The sequence below is a fragment of the Pseudomonas sp. C9D1 genome, assembly GCF_056491235.1.
The window spans coordinates 3,044,976-3,059,826 of record NZ_JBSZIE010000002.1; the positions used below are offsets into that span (position 1 = coordinate 3,044,976).

13 protein-coding genes are annotated in these 14,851 nt (G+C 66.9%); 4 read left to right on the forward strand and 9 right to left on the reverse strand.

The window, feature by feature from the left end:
* Window positions 1-98 precede the first annotated feature (98 nt).
* From ACXI0U_RS22160 to ACXI0U_RS22175, 4 genes are all read right to left on the reverse strand, one after another.
* Complete coding sequence (locus tag ACXI0U_RS22160) at window positions 99-536, reverse strand: acyl-CoA thioesterase (RefSeq protein WP_374979284.1); 438 nt, start codon at window positions 534-536, stop codon at window positions 99-101.
* Window positions 537-546: 10 nt separating this feature from the next.
* Window positions 547-1,710, reverse strand: coding sequence for an iron-containing alcohol dehydrogenase (locus ACXI0U_RS22165; protein WP_021218619.1), 1,164 nt, complete (start codon window positions 1,708-1,710; stop codon window positions 547-549).
* A gap of 99 nt (window positions 1,711-1,809) precedes the next feature.
* Window positions 1,810-3,600 carry an acyl-CoA dehydrogenase C-terminal domain-containing protein gene (locus ACXI0U_RS22170; RefSeq protein ID WP_043240455.1) on the reverse strand — a complete coding sequence of 597 codons (1,791 nt, stop codon included), beginning with the start codon at window positions 3,598-3,600 and terminating at the stop codon, window positions 1,810-1,812.
* A 1-nt stretch (window position 3,601) separates the two neighbouring features.
* The gene (locus ACXI0U_RS22175) at window positions 3,602-4,840 is read right to left on the reverse strand and encodes a 3-hydroxyacyl-CoA dehydrogenase (RefSeq protein WP_479550808.1); all 1,239 of its coding nucleotides are present in this window, start codon (window positions 4,838-4,840) and stop codon (window positions 3,602-3,604) included.
* A gap of 126 nt (window positions 4,841-4,966) precedes the next feature.
* Between ACXI0U_RS22175 and ACXI0U_RS22180 the strand changes: the two genes are divergently transcribed.
* Together ACXI0U_RS22180 and ACXI0U_RS22185 are read left to right on the forward strand one after the other, a co-directional pair.
* The gene (locus ACXI0U_RS22180; protein ID WP_479550809.1) at window positions 4,967-5,869 is read left to right on the forward strand and encodes a LysR family transcriptional regulator; all 903 of its coding nucleotides are present in this window, start codon (window positions 4,967-4,969) and stop codon (window positions 5,867-5,869) included.
* 266 nt (window positions 5,870-6,135) lie between these two features.
* Window positions 6,136-6,651, forward strand: coding sequence for an ATP synthase subunit B family protein (locus tag ACXI0U_RS22185; protein ID WP_479550810.1), 516 nt, complete (start codon window positions 6,136-6,138; stop codon window positions 6,649-6,651).
* A 69-nt stretch (window positions 6,652-6,720) separates the two neighbouring features.
* Here ACXI0U_RS22185 and ACXI0U_RS22190 read toward each other — a convergent pair whose 3' ends face one another.
* From ACXI0U_RS22190 to ACXI0U_RS22205, 4 genes are all read right to left on the reverse strand, one after another.
* The gene (locus tag ACXI0U_RS22190; RefSeq protein WP_479550811.1) at window positions 6,721-8,661 is read right to left on the reverse strand and encodes a RecQ family ATP-dependent DNA helicase; all 1,941 of its coding nucleotides are present in this window, start codon (window positions 8,659-8,661) and stop codon (window positions 6,721-6,723) included.
* 279 nt (window positions 8,662-8,940) lie between these two features.
* Window positions 8,941-10,485: a phosphoenolpyruvate carboxykinase gene (locus tag ACXI0U_RS22195; RefSeq protein ID WP_271659335.1), complete on the reverse strand. Its 1,545-nt coding sequence runs from the start codon at window positions 10,483-10,485 to the stop codon at window positions 8,941-8,943.
* 439 nt (window positions 10,486-10,924) lie between these two features.
* Complete coding sequence (gene hslO, locus ACXI0U_RS22200) at window positions 10,925-11,812, reverse strand: Hsp33 family molecular chaperone HslO (RefSeq protein WP_021218612.1); 888 nt, start codon at window positions 11,810-11,812, stop codon at window positions 10,925-10,927.
* 106 nt (window positions 11,813-11,918) lie between these two features.
* Complete coding sequence (locus tag ACXI0U_RS22205; protein WP_479550812.1) at window positions 11,919-12,329, reverse strand: RNA-binding S4 domain-containing protein; 411 nt, start codon at window positions 12,327-12,329, stop codon at window positions 11,919-11,921.
* Between the two features lie 131 nt (window positions 12,330-12,460).
* Here ACXI0U_RS22205 and rimB point away from each other — a divergent pair, with 131 nt between their 5' ends.
* Together rimB and rimK are read left to right on the forward strand one after the other, a co-directional pair.
* Window positions 12,461-12,937 (forward strand): retropepsin-like aspartic endopeptidase RimB, encoded by a 477-nt coding sequence (gene rimB, locus ACXI0U_RS22210; RefSeq protein WP_021218610.1) that lies wholly within the window; start codon window positions 12,461-12,463, stop codon window positions 12,935-12,937.
* Window positions 12,934-13,839: a 30S ribosomal protein S6--L-glutamate ligase gene (rimK, locus tag ACXI0U_RS22215; protein WP_021218609.1), complete on the forward strand. Its 906-nt coding sequence runs from the start codon at window positions 12,934-12,936 to the stop codon at window positions 13,837-13,839. The genes rimB and rimK overlap by 4 nt, the downstream gene beginning before the upstream one ends.
* A 262-nt stretch (window positions 13,840-14,101) precedes the next feature.
* Here rimK and ACXI0U_RS22220 read toward each other — a convergent pair whose 3' ends face one another.
* Window positions 14,102-14,845, reverse strand: a complete 744-nt coding sequence (locus ACXI0U_RS22220) for a SapC family protein (RefSeq protein WP_021218608.1) — start codon at window positions 14,843-14,845, stop codon at window positions 14,102-14,104.
* Window positions 14,846-14,851 lie beyond the last annotated feature (6 nt).

Sequence of the window (14,851 nt, forward strand, 5' to 3'; positions counted from 1 at the left end):
TGGGTTTCGTACCTCGCGGAACGCCGCCCGACCCATCCTACGAAATGACGAGCCGTAGCCCGGGCTTCAGCCCGGGAATGGTTGTGCCGGCACTGCGATCAGCCCGGGACCACCAGTTCCGCCAGGGCGGCGCGCAGGCGTTCGGGGATGGGCACGGGGCGGTTGCTGGTGCGGTCGACGAAGACGTGGACGAAGCGGCCGGCGGCGCAGGCTTCGTCTTCGCCGACCTTGAAGATGGCCAGTTCGTATTGCACCGAGCTGTTGCCCAGCTTGCCGACGCGCAGGCCCACCTCGATGCGCTCGGGGAAGGCGATGGAGGCGAAGTAGTCGCAGGAGGAGCTGACCACGAAGCCGACGATCTCGCCGTCGTGGATGTCCAGGCCGCCCACTTCGATCAGGTAGGTATTCACCGCGCTGTCGAAGAAGCCGTAGTAGACGACGTTGTTCACGTGGCCGTAGACATCGTTGTCGTGCCAGCGGGTGGTGATCGGCTGGAAGTGGCGGTAGTCGCTGCGCAGGTGCTGAGGCTGGCTCATGAAGGTCCTTTCAATAGGCGGCTTGGTAGATCGCGAGGGCATCGCGCTCGCTGACTTCGCGCGGATTATTCACCAGCAGGCGCTGTTGCAACATGGCGTCGCTGGCCAGCTGCGGCAGCATCGCCTCGGCGACGCCGGCATCGCGCAGGCGCGTGGGCAGGCCGCTGCGCTCGCTGAAGTCGGCCAGCTCGAAGATCAGTTGCTCGGTGAGGTGCAGGGCGTTGCCGGGCTGCAGCTTGCGGCCCAGTACCAGGGGCGCCAGTTCGGCATAGAGCGGCGCGGCGACCTCGGCGTTGAAGCCGAGCACATGGGGCAGCACCAGCGCATTCGAGAGGCCGTGGGGGATGTGGTAGTGCCCACCCAGGGGATAAGCCAGGGCGTGCACCGCCGCCACCGGGGCGTTGGCGAAGGCCTGGCCGGCCAGGCAGGCGCCCAGCAGCATGGCCTGGCGCGCCTCGCGGTTGCGGCCGTTGTGCACCGCCTCGTCGAGGTTGGCGCAGAGCAGGCGCAGGGCCTCGCGGCCGAGCAGGTCGGACATGGGGTTCTTCTTGTGCCGGCTGGTGTAGGACTCGATGGCGTGGACCATCGCGTCGATGCCGGTGGCGGCGGTCACCGCAGCGGGCAGGCCGAGGGTGAGGTCGGCGTCGAGCACCGCCAGGTCCGGCAGCAGCAGCGGCGAAACCACGCCCATCTTGGTGGTCTCGCCGGTCGTGATGATGGCGATCTGGGTGACTTCCGAGCCGGTGCCGGCGGTGGTCGGCACCTGGATCAGCGGCAGGCGCCGGCCCCGGGCGTTGCCGACGCCGTAGATGTCCTTAAGTGCCTGCTTGCAGTCGGGGTGGGCCAGCAGCGCCACCAGCTTGGCCACGTCCATGGAGCTGCCGCCGCCGAAGCCGATCACCAGTTCAGCCTTAAGCGCCTTTGCCTGCTCCACGGCCTGCAGCACCACCGCCTCGGGCGGGTCGGCCTGCACCTGGTCGAAGATCTCCACTGCCACGCCGGCGGCGGCGAAGCCCGGGAGGATGGGGTCGAGCATGTTCAGCCGGGTGATGCCCGGGTCGGTGACGATCAGCACGCGATGGGCATCGCGCTCGCGGCACAGCTCGGCCAGACGGAGGGCGGAGCCGGATTCGCAGAGGATCTGCGCTGTGGTGGCGAAGCTGAAGGGCTGCATGGGGTGGCCTCTTGTTGTTGTGCTGTCGGGTTTGGCTGAGCGGGTGCTGCACAGGCGGGGGTGACGGCCTTGACCGCCCTCCCCGCCGGTTGGACTCCATCAGAACGCGAAATGCGCCTCCGGCAGGGCCATCAGGCAGTCCGCGCCGCCCAGCAGCGACTCGCGGTGGCCACTGGCGCGGGGCAGCAGGCGGCGCACGTAGAAGCGCGCGCTGTGCAGCTTGGCCTGGTAGAAGTCCGCCTCGCCGGTGCCGCCGTCCAGAGCGTCCTGGGCGCGGGCGGCGGCCTGCAACCAGAGCCCGGCCAACAACACATAGGCCGAGTACTGGAGGAAGTCCACCGAGCAGGCGCCGATTTCCTGTGGATCATGGCGCGCGCGGTCGAGCACGGTGGCGGTGAGGTCGCGCCATTCCTTGAGGCGCGCCAGCACGGCGCCGGCCAGTTCCGCCAGCTCGGCGCGGCCGGCCTGGGCCTCGGCCATGGCGGCCAGTTCGTCCTGCAGGGCGTACAGCTCGGCGCCGCCGTCGCCCATCAGCTTGCGGCGAATCAGGTCGAGGGCCTGGATGCCGTTGGTGCCTTCGTAGATCTGGGTAATGCGGCTGTCGCGCATCAGCTGCTCCATGCCCCATTCGCGGATGTAGCCGTGGCCGCCATACACCTGCACGCCGAGGCTGGCCACTTCCTGGCCCATGTCGGTGAAGAAGGATTTGACGATGGGGATCAGCAGCGCCGCGCGCTTGCCGGCGGCCTTGCGCGCCGCCGCGTCGGGGTGGCCATGTTCCAGGTCCAGCTGACGCCCGCAGTAGGCGGCGAGCAGGCGGCTGCCTTCCACCAGGGTCTTCTGGGTCAGCAGCATGCGCCGCACATCGGGGTGGTGGATGATCGGGTCGGCGGCCTTGTCGGGCTCGGCGGCGCCGGTCAGGGCACGGGATTGCAGGCGCTCACGGGCGTAGGCCAGCGCACCCTGGAAGGCACGCTCGGCGATGCCCAGGCCCTGCAGGCCGACCTGGAAGCGCGCGTCGTTCATCATGGTGAACATGCAGGCCAGGCCCTGGTTGGCTTCGCCGATCAGCCAGCCGGTGGCGCCGTCGAAGTTCATCACGCAGGTGGCGGCGCCCTTGATGCCCATCTTGTGCTCGATGGCGCCGCAGGACAGGGCGTTGCGCGCGCCGGGCGTGCCGTCGGCGTTGGCGACGAACTTGGGCACCAGGAACAGCGAGATGCCCTTCACCCCGGCCGGTGCATCAGGCAGGCGCGCCAGCACCAGGTGGACGATGTTGTCCGAGAAGTCCTGTTCGCCGCCGCTGATGAAGATCTTGCTGCCGCTGACCCTGTAGCTGCCGTCCGCCTGGGGTTCGGCGCGGCTGCGCAGCAGCGCCAGGTCGGTGCCGGCCTGGGGCTCGGTGAGGCACATGGTGCCGGTCCAGGTGCCGCCGACCATCTTGTCCAGGTAGCCCTGCTTGAGTGCCTCGCTGCCGTGCTTGTAGAGCGCCAGCACGGCGCCTTCGGTGAGGCCGGAATAGACGCGGAAGGACAGGCTGGCGGCCATCAGCATCTCGTGGAAGCTGGCGGCGACCATCTGCGGAAAGCCCTGGCCGCCATGCTCCACCGGGCCGGTCATGCTGGCCCAGCCGTTGTCGCAGTACTGCTTGTAAGCCTCGCGGAAGCCCTTGGGCGTGGTCACGGCGCCGCCTTCGAGGGTCACACCCTCTTCGTCGCTGGCGCGGTTCAGCGGGGCTATCACTTCACCGGCATAGCGCGCGCCTTCTTCCAGCACACCGTCGATGAGTTCGCGGTCCAGGCCGTTGCCCAGCAGCTCGCAATGGCCGGCGACGTCGAAGACCTCATGGAGCACGAAGCGCATGTCGCGCAGGGGGGCGGTGTAGCTCATCTCAGGCGTCCTCTTGGCAATCGGCGAAGCGGCGGCCTTCGGCGGCCAGGCGCTGGATCAGGGCGGCGGGTTGCCAGTGCAGGCCGAAGCGGCCGGCGAGGTATTCCAGGCGCTCACGGATGGCTTCCAGGCCCTGGCCGTCGGCCCAGCTCATGGGGCCGCCCTTGTCGGCAGGGAAGCCGTAGCCGTTGAGGTAGACGGTATCGATATCGGCACTGGACGCGGCGATGCCCTCTTCGAGGATCTTCGCGCCTTCGTTGACCAGGGCCAGCAGGCAGCGCTCGAGGATTTCTTCCTGGCCGATGCTGCGGCGCTCGAAGCCGAGCTGCTCGGACACCTGCAGCACCAGCGCGTCCACTTCCGGGTCGTGCTCGGCCTGGCGGCTGCCTTCGGCGTAGCGGTAATAGCCCATGCGCGACTTCTGGCCGAAGCGGCCGAGGGCGCAGAGGCGGTTGTCCACCTGCACCGCCGGGTCGTCCTGGCCCTGGCCGGAGAGCTCGCGGGCGCGCCATTCCAGGTCGATGCCGACCACGTCGTACATGCGGAACGGGCCCATGGCGAAGCCGAAGCCCTGCAGGGCGGCGTCCACCTGATGGGGATAAGCGCCTTCGAGCAGCATCATCCGCGCCTCGCGCACATAGGTGCTGAGCATGCGGTTACCGATGAAGCCGTCGCAGTTGCCGGCGATGACGCTGACCTTACCCATGCGCTGGCCCAGCACCAGGGCGGCGTCGAGCACCGGCTTGGCGGTCTTGGCGCCGCGCACGATCTCCAGCAGCTTCATGATGTGCGCAGGGCTGAAGAAGTGCAGGCCGAGCACCTGCTCCGGGCGCGCGGTGACGGCGGCGATGGCGTCGATATCCAGCGCCGAGGTGTTGCTGGCGAGGATCGCCAACGGCTTCAGCCGGGCGTCCAGCTCGCGGAAGATCTGCTGCTTGAGTTCGAGGTTCTCATACACCGCCTCGATCACCAGGTCGACATCGGCCAGGGCGTCGTAGTCGGCCACCTGGGTGATGCAGGCGCGACGGGCGGCGGCCTGGGTTTCGTCGATGCGGCCCTGGCGCACATTGTGGGCGTAGGTGTCGGCGACCACGCCCAGCGCCTGCACCAGCATCTGCGGGTTGTTGTCCAGCCACAGCACCTGCACGCCGGCGTTGGCCAGGCTCATGACGATGCCCCGGCCCATGGTGCCGGCACCGATCACGGCGGCTTGTCGAATGTCGTTGGGGCTCTGGGTCATCGCATCGTCCTCTTGTTGTTCTGACAGGGCGCAGGCCTGCGCGCGGGGAAACGAAAATCGCCAGACACCTTAAGGAAGCCGGTACTATTTTTGAAATTTAGTCTTGTGATAGGTCGTATTTCCACGGTGAATATCTCCACGTTCGATCTCAACCTGTTGCGCGTGCTCGACGCCCTGCTGCGTGAACGCAATGTCTCCCGCGCCGCCGAGCGCCTGTCCCTCAGCCAGCCAGCGGTGAGCAACGCCCTCAACCGCCTGCGCGAAATGCTCGGCGACCCGCTACTGGTACGCGTGGGCCGCAGCATGCAGCCCACGCCACGGGCGCTGGCCCTGGAGGCGCCGATCCGCACCGCCCTGGCGCAGATCGAGCAGAGCCTTTCCGCCGGCGAGGCCTTCGACCCCGCGAGCAGCCGCCAGCGCTTCAGCATTGCCGTGACCGACTACGTGGAGCTGATCTGCATGACCCGCCTGCTGGAACGCCTCGCGGTGCTGGCGCCGGGGGTGCAGATCGCCATCAGCCACCTCAGCCCCAGCCTCCCCGCCGAGGCGCTGGACAAGGGCGAACTGGACCTGGTGCTCGGCCGCTTCCAGAGCATTCCGCCACGCTTCGCCAGCCGCCGCTGGATGAGCGAAACCCTGCGCCTCACCGCCCGCCGCGATCACCCGCTGCTGCGCGGTGAGCCGGACCTGGAAAACTTCCTCAGGCTACGCCACCTCTGGGTCCATGGCGGCCAGACCAAAGGCATGGTCGACCTATGGCTCGCCGAGCGCAGCCTGACGCGGCAGATCCTCTACACCACTCCGAACTACCTGCAGGCGGCGCACATCGTCGCCGGCAGCGACCTGGTGGCGGTGCTGCCCACGCAACTGGCCCAGTACTTCGCCCGCCTGCTGCCGCTGGAGCTGCACGAACTGCCCTTCGCCGTGGGGCCCTTCCACCTGGATGTGGTCAGCGTGCAGGCACGGGAGCGGGACGCGGCGCTGCAGTGGCTGATCGGGCAGATCCTCGAATTGGGCGAACCCGGCTGAGGGCCTACCGACGAACGGTTGCCAGGGCCTTTTCCGCACGTCCGTACAACCTTGCCGATTCACTTCCGCCACGCTGATCGCCGGCAGCCCCCATGAGCCGGGCGATGCAGGCGCGACGGGACGCTCCAGAGCGAAGCGGCGGGACAGGCGCAGGGGAGAAAAGTGCTAGACGATCGAGTCACCAGCCTTATGCGGGATCGGCCTAAAAGAAGGGTTTGCCTCGCCGTAGACTGAAGCTCCCAGGCCGAAAAACCAGGGAGAACCCAATGGCTATCGCAATCACACCGACAGGACCGACCCTGTTCACCAACACCCCGCTGCCGCGGACCAATGACCCGCTGGCGATCACCGCCCAGCCCGGCGTCACCACCCAGAACGCCATCGACACCCGGAACGAGCGGGCGCGTATCGCCCGGGAAGAAGCCCAGCAGCAGTTCGAGGAGAACCAGCAGCTGGCCCGGGAACGGGCACAGGCGCTGCGGGAGGAACAGGCCCAGCAGATCCGCGAGAACGCCGCCGAGACCGCCCGGCTGCAGCAGCAACAGCTCCAGCAGCAGCGGATCGCCGACTACGTCGAAGCCCAGCAGACCGATGACCTGAACCCCGACAACCCGCTGTCCGGGGACTTCATCGCCCGTCAGCGTCTGCAGCTGGACGGCAACCCGCAGGCCTTCACCCAGCCCGACCTGGGCCTGGTGACGCCGCGACTGGCCAACCAGGCCATCTCCACCTACCAGGCCGTGCAGCAGCCCAGCTTCACCGACCGGGCCCTGGTGGCCTGACGAGGCGGTAGGCAGGCCATGGCCCGTGCCGGGTACGGGCCGTGGTGGATCCCTGGGCTGAAGCCCAGGCTACAGATCGAGCTGACGGCTGACCCAGTCGCGCACCTGCGCGTAGGGATAGTCCTCCAGCGCCGCGAAGCCCGGCAGGTTGCGGGCCTTCAAGCGGGTGAAGATCGGCGTGGCGATACCGCAGAGGAAGCGGGTGAGGCTCTCCGCCCCCGCATCGCAGCCGTCGTATTCGTGCTGGCGCTGGCGGAAACCGCTGCAAAGCGCGGCAAAATCCTTCCCCTCCAGCGCGGGAAGCGCCGCCGGCTCGGGCAAGCGCGCCACCTGGCCCCGGCACACCGAACAGTGGCCGCACCGGGCGGGTGCCTGGTGGTCACCGAAGTAGGCGGCCAGGCGCTGGCTGAGGCAGCTGTCGCTGGCGAACAGCGCCAGCATGGCGTTGATGCGGCCGATCTCGCTGGCTTCCTGGCGCTTGAAGTAACCGTGCAGTTCGTCCGCCAGCGAGTCGGTGTCCCAGTCGCTGCGCAGCGAGGCGTAGACCTCGGTCATCTGCTTGCTTTCCAGCTCGATCCAGCCGCGCTCCTGGAAGAAGTCCAGGGCCTTGACCACCCGCGCGCGTTCGGCCTGGTGCTCGTTGTAGAGCCGGTCGAAATCCACCGTGCTCCAGGTGCGCGCCCGTTGCGAGGTGGCGACCAGCGCCTCGACGAACTGGCGCCGCTCGCCCTCGAACTTGGCCACCAGCGCCTCGGGCTCCACCAGGTACTTGAAGCGGTATTCGGCGAAGTAGGCGAACAGCGGGGCGATGATGCCGCGCAGTTCCAATTGCACCAGCAGGGTCTTGAGCGGCAGCTGGCGGATGTTGCTCTGGTCCGACAGTGCGTTGAGGGTCAGCTCCCAGCGCCCCCCCTCCCCGGCCGCGCCCTTGAGTTCCTGCAGCACGCGGAGGATGCCATCGCGCTCCGGCGTGTCGCCGAAGACGAAGTTCTCCAGCACGTTGAGCCCATCACGGTTGGCCAGCACCAGGCACTCGGAGCGCTGGCCGTCGCGCCCGGCGCGGCCGATCTCCTGGCTGTAGTTTTCCACCGACTTGGGCAGGTCGTAGTGCACCAGGTTGCGCACGTCGCTCTTGTCGATGCCCATGCCGAAGGCGATGGTGGCGACGATCATGTCCACCTGCCCGGCCATGAAGCGCCGCTGCAGCGCCTCGCGCGCCTCATGGCCCATGCCGGCGTGGTAGGCGGCGGCGGACAGGCCGCTGCGCACCAGCGCCTCGGCCACCTGCTCGGCGGTCTTCTGCAAGGTGACGTAGACGATGCCCGGCTGGCCCTTGCGCGGCGCCAGCCAGTCCACCAGGCGCGCCATGCGGGCCGGCCCGGGCACCGCCTCGACGGCGAGGTCGAGGTTGCTGCGGTAGAAGCCGGTGGTGACCACGTCCACGTCGGCGATGGCGAATTTCTTCTGCATGTCGGCGATCACCGCAGGGGTCGCCGTGGCGGTCAGCAACAGCACCTGGGGAATGCCGAACTGGCGCTGGTAGTCCGGCAGCTTCAGGTAGTCGGGGCGGAAGTTGTGGCCCCACTCGGAAATACAGTGGGCCTCGTCCACCACCAGCAGGGAAATCGGCACCTGCTGGATGAAGCCGCGGAAGCGCTCGTTCTTCAGGCGCTCCACCGAAATCATCAGGATCTTCAGCTCGCCCGAACGCGCCCGCGCCATGACGGCGGCGGCGTCCTCGCGGCTCTGCGCGGAGTCGATGCTGGCGGCGGCGATGCCGTGGCGATGGAGGAAGGCCAGCTGGTCCTGCATCAGTGCCAGCAGCGGCGAGACCACCAGGGTCAGGTGCGGCAGGTGCAGGGCCGATAGCTGGTAACACAGCGACTTGCCGGAACCGGTGGGGAAGATCGCCGCCGTCGAGCGGCCGGCCAGCACCGAGCGGATGGCCGCTTCCTGGCCGGGGCGGAAGGCGTCGTAGCCGAAGGTGGCGGCGAGGGTGTTGCGAGGCATGGCTTCACTCCATCGAAAGGGGCCGTCGATCATGGCCAGAAGCGCAACGCAGCAGCGCCGCGACAGTGCAGGGCGTTGGCCTGTATGCCCGTAGGATGGCGTAGAGCGCAGCGAAACCATCATCGCCCGCTCCTGGCATCGCCGCCCGGTTCAGGCGCCGCCGGTGGATGGGAAAAGCGCCATCCACCCTACCCCACTCTCGACTCCGAGCACCCGGTAATTCCCGTGGCGACCAATGAAAAAGCCGCCCGGAGGCGGCTTCTTCTACAACGGGCTCGCTTACAGCTGCGGGCCGGCGTTGCGGATGGCGTCGGAGACGTCGAATTTCTTGAAGTTCTCGATGAACTTCTCGGCCAGGCCCTTGGCGGCTTCGTCGTAGGCAGCCTTGTCAGCCCAGGTGTTGCGCGGGTTGAGCAGGTTGGTCTCGACGCCCGGAACGGCCTTCGGCACGTCCAGGTTGATCAGCGGCAGGTGCTCGGTTTCGGCACCGATCAGAGCGCCGCTCTGGATGGCCGCGATCACGCCACGGGTGGTCGGGATGTTGAAGCGCTTGCCCACACCGTAGCCACCACCGGTCCAGCCGGTATTGACCAGGTACACCTTGGAGCCGAAGCCCTTGATGCGCTTGATCAGCAGCTCGGCGTACTCGCCAGCCGGGCGCGGGAAGAACGGTGCGCCGAAGCAGGTGGAGAAGGTCGACTTGATGCCGCCGCCGGACCCCATCTCGGTGGAACCCACCAGGGCGGTGTAGCCGGAGAGGAAGTGGTAGGCCGCCTGCTCGTTGTTGAGGATCGACACGGGCGGCAGTACGCCGGTCAGGTCGCAGGTCAGGAAGATCACCGCGTTCGGCTCGCCGGCACGATTGGCCTCGACGCGCTTCTCAACCAGCTCCAGCGGGTAGGCCGCGCGGGAGTTCTGGGTCAGGCTGTCGTCGCTGTAGTCGGGCAGGCGGGTTTCCGGGTTGAGCACGACGTTTTCCAGAACAGCACCGAACTGGATGGCTTTCCAGATTACCGGCTCGTTCTTCGCGGACAGGTCGATGCACTTGGCGTAGCAGCCGCCTTCGATGTTGAACACGGTGCCCACGCCCCAGCCGTGCTCGTCGTCACCGATCAGGTAACGGCTTTCGTCGGCGGACAGGGTGGTCTTGCCGGTGCCGGACAGGCCGAAGAACAGGGTGGTGTCGCCGTCTTCGCCGACGTTGGCGGCGCAGTGCATCGGCAGCACGTCTTTTTCCGGCAGCAGGAAGTTCTGCACGGAGAACATGGCTTTCTTCATTTCACCGGCGTAGCGCATGCCGGCGATCAGCACTTTCTTGGCGGCGAAGTTGAGGATCACGCAGCCATCGGAATTGGTGCCATCACGCTCCGGCTCGCAGACGAAGTTCGGGGCATTGATGATCTGCCATTCCTGGCGGGCCTGCGGGTTGTACTGTTCCGGGTTGATGAACAGGCAACGGCCGAACAGGTTGTGCCAGGCAGTCTCGGTGGTCATCTTGACCGCCAGGTAATGCTCGGGATCGGAACCGACGTGAACGTGGGAAACGAAACGCTCGCGCTCGGTCACATAGGCTTCGACGCGGGTCCACAGGGCATCGAACTTGTCGGCCGGGAACGGACGGTTGATGGCGCCCCAGGCGATCTTGGAGTCGGTGCTCGGCTCCTGGACGATGAAGCGGTCAGCCGGAGAACGGCCGGTGCGGTGACCGGTCCTAACTACCAGCGAACCGTTGGCGGCCAGCTCACCCTCGCCACGGCGAATGGCCTCTTCGACCAGTTGCGCGGCGCTGATATCGGTGTACACGGCGGTATTGGCTTGCGTCATGTGGTTCCCCGTCGGCGAGAGGCCGAGTCCTCCAATCAAATATGTAGTGGGCTATGCGACCCGCTACAGCGAAAAAAGTGCGCCGGATTATGCCAGAGGAACTATGGCTTAGGCGAGATGACTGGACGTAAGGCAGACGATACGGGCGTTTCAGTCAGACCGGGCACCCGGCAGCGCGACTCAGGCACGCGCTCGACCGACGAACGGATAGCTGGAAATGACCATTTCCAACTCACTGGTCACGAGCGGAACGGCAAGCGTCAAGACGAGGCCAGACGGGCGCTGGCGGAGATATCCACAGGCCCGGGGGGCGCTACGACACACTACAAATTGGTAGGGGACTTATGAAAAGCAGCTGGAAGCCTGAAGCTGGAAGCTTGAAGAAAGAGCAGCGCAGCCTCCAACTTCTAGCTTCCGGCTTCCGGCTTCCGGCTTCCGATCAGTGTTTTGTGCTTGATGGAGCCGCGCTGCCGCCGCCGGCGAACAGCTGGGCCACGTCGGCGGCGTCGAAGCTGTAGCGCTGGTTGCAGAACTGGCAGTCGATCACCACCGTGCCGCCGTTCTCTTCCAGCAGGGCGTCGGCGTCGGCGTGACCGAGGCTGACCAGGGCGTTGGCCGAGCGCTGGCGCGAGCAGCTGCAGCGGAAGCTGATGGCGAGGGGGTCGAACAGGCGCACCTGCTCCTCGTGGTAGAGGCGGTGCAGCACGGTTTCGTTGTCCAGGCTCAGCAGTTCCTCAGCGGTGAGGGTGTCGGCCAGGGCGGTGAGGTGCTGCCAGCTGGCGGCACGGGCTTCCGGGTCCTTGAGGCGGTCGGCCGGCAGGGCCTGGAGCAGCATGCCCCGGGCGTTGCGGCCATCGGCGTTGAGCCAGAAGCGGGTCGGCAGCTGCTCGGAGTTGGCGAAGTAGGCCGAGAGGCTTTCCGCCAGGTTGGCGCCTTCCAGGCTGACGATGCCCTGGTAGCGCTGGCCCTGCTTGGGGTCCACGGTGAGGGTCAGCACGCCTTCGGGCATCAGCTCGTGCAGGCCGGCACCAGCCACCACCTGTTCGGCGTGGTAGCGGGCGATGCCGCGCAGTTCGCGGTCGCTGGAACATTCCACCATCAGCAGCGGCACGGCGCCGGAAGAGCGCGCCTGGAGCACCAGCAGGCCGTCGAATTTCAGCGTGCCCACCAGCAGCGAGGCGGCGGCGAGCATTTCGCCGAGCAGCTGCGCCACCGGCTCCGGGTAGGGGTGCTTGGCCAGCACGTGGGCGTAGCTCTCGCCGAGGGAGGCCATTTCGCCGCGCACGTCGGTATCGTCGAAAAGGAAGCGCTGGGTGTTATCGGACATGACGGACTCGCTGCGTCTGGGGGCCTGCTCGGCCGAAAGGCTGGCGATTTTAGGTGCAAACCCCCGAGGCGACCAAGCGCCGGTTGTCTACCGGCCCCACGGCGGCTCAATCGTCGACGAAGTCACCGGAGCCGCCGCGCAGGTAGTGGATCTGCCGGCGCTGCTTCTTGGTCGGCCGGCCTTCGGTCTGCACGCCCAGGGCGCCGGCCTTGCGCATGGCGGCCGCCTCTTCGCGGCGGCGCACGCTGTCGGCGGTCTCCTCATAGAGGGTCTGCGCCTCGGGCGCGCCACGGCGCACCACGGACAGCGCGCGGACCACCACCGTGCGCTCGTCGAAGCCGGTGCGGATCACGTACTCGTCACCGATGCGCGGCTCCTTGCACGGCTTGCAGCGGTCGCCCCGGTGGTGGACCTTGCCACCGTCGATGGCTTCCTTGGCCAGGGCGCGGGTCTTGTAGAAGCGTGCCGCCCACAGCCATTTGTCGAGGCGTACCTTGTCGTCGTCTTTGTCGCTCATGCCACGGTTTCCATGCTGGCAGGCTGCACTGGCTCGCAACCTGAAAATTTGCGTCCCGGGCGCACGCCGGGCCGGATGCAGTTGTCACAAGGGGCAACTAGAATGCCGACAACTTTAGCGGAAAGCCTGCATTGAAGACTTTCGACCAACTCTCCGTGATCGGCCTGCGTGAATGGATAGCCCTGCCGGAACTCGGCATGGTCGGCCTGCGCGCCAAGATCGACACCGGAGCCAGCACCTCCACCCTGCATGCCAGCGACATCGTGCCCTTCGAGCGCGACGGCGAGCGCTGGGTGCGCTTCACCGCGCACCTCGGCACGCTGGTGCAGCGGCGTCACCGCTGCGAGGCGCAGGTGGTGTCGGTGAAGACCATCAAAAGCTCCAACGGCCAGGCCCAGAGCCGCTACGTGATCAGCACCACGGTCGCCCTGGGCGATCGCGCCTGGCCGATCGAGTTCACCCTGGCCTGCCGCAAGACCATGCGCTATCGCGTGCTGATCGGTTCCAAAGCCCTGGTGGACGGCCAACTGGTGGTCAACCCGGCCCTTAGCTACGTACAGGACAAGCCGACCCTACCGGCCTTCGACTCCCTTCCAGGTGCCCAATGAGAATTGCCGTTCTGTCGCGCAACCCGCGTCTGTATTCGACCCGTCGCCTGGTGGAAGCCGGCCAGCAGCGCGGGCATGAGATCCAGGTGATCGACACCCTGCGTGCGTACATGAACATCGCCAGCCACAAGCCGCAGATCCACTACCGCGGCCAGCCCCTGGAAGGCTTCGATGCGGTGATCCCGCGCATCGGCGCCTCGGTGACCTTCTACGGCTGCGCCGTGCTGCGCCAGTTCGAGATGATGGGCGTGTTCCCGCTCAACGAATCGGTGGCCATCAGCCGCTCGCGGGACAAGCTGCGCTCCCTGCAACTGCTCTCGCGCAAGGGCATCGGCCTGCCGGTGACCGGCTTCGCCCACTCCCCCGACGACATCCCCGACCTGATCCGCATGGTCAACGGCGCCCCGCTGGTGATCAAGGTGCTGGAAGGCACCCAGGGCATAGGCGTGGTGCTGTGCGAGACGGAAAAGGCGGCGGAATCGGTGATCGAGGCCTTCATGGGCCTGAAGCAGAACATCATGGTGCAGGAATACATCCGCGAGGCCGGCGGCGCCGACATCCGCTGCTTCGTGGTGGGCGACAAGGTCATCGCCTCGATGAAGCGCCAGGCCAAGCCGGGCGAATTCCGCTCCAACCTGCACCGTGGCGGCAGCGCCAGCCTGATCAAGATCACCCCGGAAGAGCGCATGACCGCCATCCGCGCCGCCAAGGTCATGGGCCTGTCGGTGGCCGGCGTCGACATCCTGCGCTCCAACCACGGCCCGCTGGTGATGGAGGTGAACTCCTCCCCCGGCCTGGAAGGCATCGAAGTGACCACCGGCAAGGACGTTGCCGGGATCATCATCGAGCACCTGGAAAAACACGCCGGCCCCAATATGACCCGTACCAAGGGCAAGGGCTGAGCCCGTCCCGCCGGGTTGCACCCGACCTACCCGGTGCGCTCCCGTAGGGCGGGTGAAACCCGCGAATCCCCAATCACATGGCAACTGTGGACGTCGCTCTTCACGTCCACCAACGGGGTCGCACCCAGCACATCCCGCCATACGCCGAGTCCATCCAGCGCCCACACAAAAGCCGCCGGGTTTCACCCGACCTACGGATGCATCAAGGAAGTCGTTGTGCTGAAACAGGCTCCGCCCCCGGCCGGGAGCGGAGCCGCACCCATCAATGGGTGGTGGTTTCGCCGGCCGCTTTCTTCGCCAGGTAGTGGGCGAACAGCTGGTTGGCGTTGCCCAGGGAGATCAGGTGGGCGTAGATCCAGCCGAGGAAGCCGGATTTGTGCAGGTCCAGCACCTTGTCGTCGGAGAGGGCCAGGAAGCGCTCCTCGTCCACCGCCAGGAAGTCGCTCAGCACGAAGCTCTCGCCATTGCTGTGGCTGAGCTTGAGGCTGCGGGTGGAGAGCAGTTCCAGCTCGTTGAGCTTGTCGACGAAGCGGCGGGTGCGCTCCATCTCGGTGGTGAAGTTCTGCAGGAACTGGATCATCTCTTCGAGGAAGGGGCTGTTCTGGCCTTCTTCGTCGAACAGCTCGCGGCCTTCTTCCTCGTTCCAGCCCGAGTAGGCGGCGTCGAAGCAGACGGTGAAGTTCTCCGCACTGTCCTGGGCCAGGACGAAGGGATAACGGCGCACGAAGGCCGGGATGTAGCAGTTCTCCTGCCACAGGTTGTTGGCGTCGACGTAGCCGTTGTGGCCGGCCTTCAGGCCCAGCAGCGCGATGGGGACGGCCTGGGCACCCTCGCCGATGAACACGATCGGGTAGTGGCGCGACGCCTGGAAGAACTCCAGGCCCGCCAGAGGCACCAGGTGGGTGCTGGAAGCGAATTCGCTGTTCTGGAGGCTGGCGAGTTTCAGCGAGCGGTGCTCCTCGCGGTTCAGCGCCTTGATTTCCTTGTACAGCAGCAGCGTGGTCATTACGTG

Bases quoted from the DNA above. Each gene is read 5' to 3' on its own strand.
- ACXI0U_RS22195 (WP_271659335.1), bottom strand. From the start codon at position 10,485: ATGACGCAAGCCAATACCGCCGTGTACACCGATATCAGCGCCGCGCAA.
- hslO (WP_021218612.1), bottom strand. From the start codon at position 11,812: ATGTCCGATAACACCCAGCGCTTCCTTTTCGACGATACCGACGTGCGC.
- rimK (WP_021218609.1), top strand. From the start codon at position 12,934: ATGAGAATTGCCGTTCTGTCGCGCAACCCGCGTCTGTATTCGACCCGT.
- ACXI0U_RS22170 (WP_043240455.1), bottom strand. From the start codon at position 3,600: ATGAGCTACACCGCCCCCCTGCGCGACATGCGCTTCGTGCTCCATGAG.
- ACXI0U_RS22165 (WP_021218619.1), bottom strand. From the start codon at position 1,710: ATGCAGCCCTTCAGCTTCGCCACCACAGCGCAGATCCTCTGCGAATCC.
- ACXI0U_RS22175 (WP_479550808.1), bottom strand. From the start codon at position 4,840: ATGACCCAGAGCCCCAACGACATTCGACAAGCCGCCGTGATCGGTGCC.
- ACXI0U_RS22185 (WP_479550810.1), top strand. From the start codon at position 6,136: ATGGCTATCGCAATCACACCGACAGGACCGACCCTGTTCACCAACACC.
- ACXI0U_RS22220 (WP_021218608.1), bottom strand. From the start codon at position 14,845: ATGACCACGCTGCTGCTGTACAAGGAAATCAAGGCGCTGAACCGCGAG.
- ACXI0U_RS22160 (WP_374979284.1), bottom strand. From the start codon at position 536: ATGAGCCAGCCTCAGCACCTGCGCAGCGACTACCGCCACTTCCAGCCG.
- ACXI0U_RS22205 (WP_479550812.1), bottom strand. From the start codon at position 12,329: ATGAGCGACAAAGACGACGACAAGGTACGCCTCGACAAATGGCTGTGG.
- ACXI0U_RS22190 (WP_479550811.1), bottom strand. From the start codon at position 8,661: ATGCCTCGCAACACCCTCGCCGCCACCTTCGGCTACGACGCCTTCCGC.